The following is a 4,401-nucleotide window of genomic DNA, read 5'->3' as shown; positions in this document are numbered from 1 at the left end:
CTGGAGGACTTCCGGCTGGTACCGGAGTACCGGCAGACGAACAGCCAGGGCGAACGGGTGCCCGGCGTGGTGTATCTGTCGTTCAGCTACCGGGTTATCAAGGCCGGAAGGTTGAAAATCGAATTTGTGGGTGCTGACAAGACCGGGTTTGAGAACTTCAACATGTTCGGCCATGAAGAGGACCTGCCCGTTGGCGGCGAGAAGATGTTCACGCTGGACGGGCTATGGAACGGAACGGGCGACTTCAAGCTGTCGTTTACGGGCGTGATTTACATTTCGCTGCTGGTGTTCAGCACCAACAAGGCGGATGCACTGGCCTATAAGTACCGGACGCTGTTTGAACAAAGCGACCGGCTGGTGAAGATTTCAGCGGCGGTTTTTGACAAGGACGGTGAAGCACTGAAAGAAACTGGGCTGGTGATCAAGCCGGAAGGTGCGGGGCTGTATGCCCAGGATGCCAGCGGCAAGGTGGCCCTTATCGGAGTCAGTGTGGAAGATACGGACGAATACGGCAAGCCCGTGAGCAAAATCAAGCTGACAGCCGACCATATACAGTTGGAGGGACTGGTGACAGCCAACGGCAATTTCAAGATACTGGAAGACGGGAGCATGGAATGCCGGAATGCATCTGTATATGGAAAAATATTTGTTGAGGACGGAGGAAAGGTAGGAACATTTACAGTTGAAAGGAATTGCATGCTTTGGAGTAATGGAGATGCTGAAATTCGATTGGGATATGACGGCTATTGGACCGGAGATACCTGCATCTATGCTAAGGCAAACAATTTTAGTAATGCAATCATGGGTATTGCTCCATTTGGTGGAGCAGGTATTTATGGAAGTTGTCGTGAGAAGCCTACTTATCCTGACAAATATACATTTTCAGCAGGATATTTCGATGGCGATGTGTTGGTGCATTCCGGGAATATTCTGGTGAGTGGTGGTGTGGTACAAGCTGATAAAATGCTTCCTCAAAATGGTTGGTCTGGGCGATTCAAGGGTAAAACAGTAGAAGTACAGAATGGAATTATCATTAACGTGTCATAAAAATGAATAGTTATGAAGGTGAATTTTAACAAGACGTTTAAGGATTATAGAGGGAATGACCTCATAGTCGGTGGAAAAGTCCAGCTGATGACAGATATTATAGCCCAATGCCTTTTTAATGGGGAAGGTGCTCGATCATCCGGTGATTCTAATAAGGATAGCAGCCGTAAAATCCATTCGTATGAATTGTGCATGCGTCTCATACAGGCAAACGGGGATTTATCCATCAGTGCTGAGGATGCTATACTTATAAAAGAGTCTGTAATCGGGCTAACCCCAGGATGTTATTCACAGATCGTAAAATTGATAGATGAATAGATTTATGGCAGAAATGACGCAAGAAGAAATGGTTCAGGAAGTGCTGGACCGTGTGCTCCAGTCCTCTACCGGTGTGGAGGATTTGGAAACTGTTACCTCGCTGAACGGTGTGAAATCACTGCCCGGCGAGAAGGACGGCAAGATGGTGATCGTCCCCCTGGAACTGATAGGGAAACCTGCGAGCGATGCCGCCGCCCGTGCCGAGGCTGCCGCCAAGAAAGCGGAAGGAGCCGTAGCCGGACTGGAGGAAAAGACCCAGGCCGCCACGGAAGCCGCTACCAAGGCCAACGAAGCGGCAGCCAAGGCAGAAAATGCCGCTGCCAAGGTGGAACAGACTACGGCAGCAGCCGTCGGCGGGGCTACTGTACGCTTTTCATCATGGATGGAAACAGGCAACGTTTTACCTGACAAGAGTACCAAGCCGGGCGGCAGCGTGGTGTATGTGGCCGGTGCCGGGAAATTTGCCTACCACATGGACTCCACCCTGTACGGGGACTGGGACGTGGCGGGAGTACCCCCTGCCGGCATGTTCATGAATGCGGACCGGACAGCCATCCTGCCGGACAAGCTTTACCTGCTGGGCGATGCCGTATATACCGGAACAGAAGGCCGCCTGAGACTACTTTCCTACCGGCATGAGGTGATGAGCGGGGATGCTTACGAAGCACTTCCGGACAAGGATGAGAATACGCTGTATCTGATTTATGAGGAGGAGTGACGATGATAACCATAGGCGGTAAGGAAATAACGGCTGCGTATGTGGGAAAACGTGCCCTGTCGGCTGTCTATGCCGGGGCAAGGCTGGTATGGTCCGCAATCAGCAGCTGTTTCGGACTTGGATACTGGAAAGGCGACGAGCCGTGGAACGGGTCGGACGCATGGAACGGTAGCAGTAAAACTGATAAATGAATGATTATTATAAAAGGACAGTATTATGGCAAAAAGGAAAATAAGCGGAATCATCAATGCGACTGAACATCCGATGAATCTTGAAACACCATGGAACCAGAAACAGCCGGACGGCACCTATCATGCCTATGACGGGGACGATGTAGAAGCGTTTCTGAAGAAGGAACTGTCAAACCGTACCCCTACCGAGGAACTGGTGAGCGGCGAGACGAAGCCCCCTACATCCGGAACGGTGTTTGATGCAATGGTGGGTACGGTGACGGACGTGGATGTGCAGGACAGCGAGGACGGCACTCAATATGTGATGACCGTGAAGCAGAAGGATAACCAGGGCGGCGAGAGCTCGAAGGAGGTGCGCTTCTCGAAGTACACCGACGACGACAAGGTGGTGTTGTACATTGACCTGACGGACAGCGGCGGCGCGGGACTTCCCTCGCAGCAGTACCTGGCACTGGGAAGCGGTTTTGTGGTGAAATACTCTGTGGGCGTGGGTACTGCCGGTGGCGGTACGGTGGACGGCTACAGCGACCTGAAAGCCCGCGTGATTGTGAAACGCGGTTCGACCGTGATCAGTGAGTTCCAGGATGCAGAGTTTGTGGGCGTGACAGCCGGACAGGCTTATACCTTTGACGCTTCGCCCTACCTGAAGGATGCCACCGCCTATACCGTGCAGGTGGAAGCGCAGGCAACCTACCAGGGCGGCACACTGATGAAGACGGCCACGGCCAAGGTGACCATGGTGGCCATGGAGCTGGAGACCAGCTACTCGGCGGGCAACGGGCTGGCCGACGGGGGATATAAAAATGACGTGAACATCCCCTTTACTGCCAAGGGCACGAGCGGGGAGAAGAACATCTACTACCGCATCAACGGCGGGCAGGCCTTTACCCTCGGTCTTTCGGCCGGCAGCGGTGTGCAGCAGAAGAACGTGACCATCCCACTGGCTCAGATGCAGGAGGGTACGAACGTGGTGGAAGCCTACGCGCAGCATGAGAACTCCGGTGTGGTGAGCCGGGTGCATTACATTACGCTGCTGAAGGCAGGAGGCGGTGTGACAGCGTATGCCGGCCTGATGTTCAGCCACCGGGCAGCGGGGTTCCAACGCGACTGGAAACATCCGGTGCTGGAGGCAGAGCAGTTCACGGCATGGAACTTCACGTATGCCGGCTATGACCGCGATGCGTACACGGCCCGTGTGAAAGTGACGGGCCAGGGCAGCGTGGTGAAGGAAGACCTGCTGCAGCGCGGTGAGACCGGCAGCTACGGACGGACGAACGTGAACGTGGAACCGCTGGACTACCGTGTGTCGTGCGGCGATGCCGTGCTTGAGGTGCAGGTGAACACCACATCGCACCCGGACATTGAAGCCACGCTGGCACCGGATGCCGTGTGTACGTTTGACGCCTTCGGGCGAAGCAACACGGAAAACAACCCGGCAAGCTGGGTGAGCGGTGACAAGCGCATGGAGTTCCGGGACGTGCTGTGGAGCGTGAACGAATACGGTGCCGGTAGCGGCTGGCATAAGGACCGCCTGCTGCTGGCCGGTGGTGCAGGTATGACCCTGACCGCTGACGGCGGGTACCGCCCCTTCAACGAGGCGGACAAACCCGAAGGCTTTGCTATTCGTGATGTGGGCATGACACTTGAGATAGAATACAGCACGGCCAACGTGACGGACACGGATGCGGAGCTGATCACCTGCCTGGGGCAGCTGGACAACGGGAACCGGTACGGGCTGATTGTGACCCCGGAAGAGGCCAAGTTCCTGACCGGAGTGGTGACCGAGGCGATGGATGCCGGACAGGTGCTGCGCTATGAGGACTCGGTGGGTACGAAGTTCCAGCCGGGCACGAACATCCGCATTACCTACGTGTTCTATCCGAACGTGCAGACCAATGAACAGCGCACGCTGATCGGTTTCTATGTGAACGGTGAAGAGTCGGCTGCTTCCAAGTGGCTCGACAAGGTGAATTTTGACATTCAGAGCCAGCTGGAATTTAAGTCGGCAGGTGCCGACCTGAACGTGAAGAGCGTGCGTATCTATAACAAGGCGCTGACCTCGGATGAGGTGCTGAACAACTACATCGTGGACCGCAACCACCTGGAGGATGCCGACGGGGAACCGGG

2 protein-coding genes and 2 pseudogenes are annotated in these 4,401 nt (G+C 54.9%); all 4 read left to right on the top strand.

Going from position 1 to position 4,401, the window contains the following annotated elements:
* Positions 1-1,047, top strand: a pseudogene (locus tag H8S52_RS20235) (hypothetical protein); the annotation flags it as partial.
* A gap of 322 nt (positions 1,048-1,369) precedes the next feature.
* On the top strand, positions 1,370-2,083 hold the full coding sequence (locus H8S52_RS19490; protein ID WP_117911417.1) for a hypothetical protein: 714 nt from the start codon (positions 1,370-1,372) through the stop codon (positions 2,081-2,083).
* A gap of 2 nt (positions 2,084-2,085) precedes the next feature.
* The gene (locus H8S52_RS19485) at positions 2,086-2,274 is read left to right on the top strand and encodes a hypothetical protein (protein WP_007562482.1); all 189 of its coding nucleotides are present in this window, start codon (positions 2,086-2,088) and stop codon (positions 2,272-2,274) included.
* Positions 2,275-2,299: 25 nt separating this feature from the next.
* Positions 2,300-4,401 (top strand): annotated as a pseudogene (locus H8S52_RS19480) (hypothetical protein); the annotation flags it as partial.

This window comes from Bacteroides sp. NSJ-48 (assembly GCF_014287405.1).
GTDB classification, from domain to species: Bacteria; Bacteroidota; Bacteroidia; order Bacteroidales; family Bacteroidaceae; genus Bacteroides; species Bacteroides stercoris.
The sequence above is the reverse complement of the archived record's forward strand: the minus strand, read 5'-3'. Positions and strand labels throughout refer to the sequence as shown.

Coding starts and splice junctions, on each gene's coding strand:
- H8S52_RS19485 (WP_007562482.1), top strand. CDS start 2,086: ATGATAACCATAGGCGGTAAGGAAATAACGGCTGCGTATGTGGGAAAA.
- H8S52_RS19490 (WP_117911417.1), top strand. CDS start 1,370: ATGGCAGAAATGACGCAAGAAGAAATGGTTCAGGAAGTGCTGGACCGT.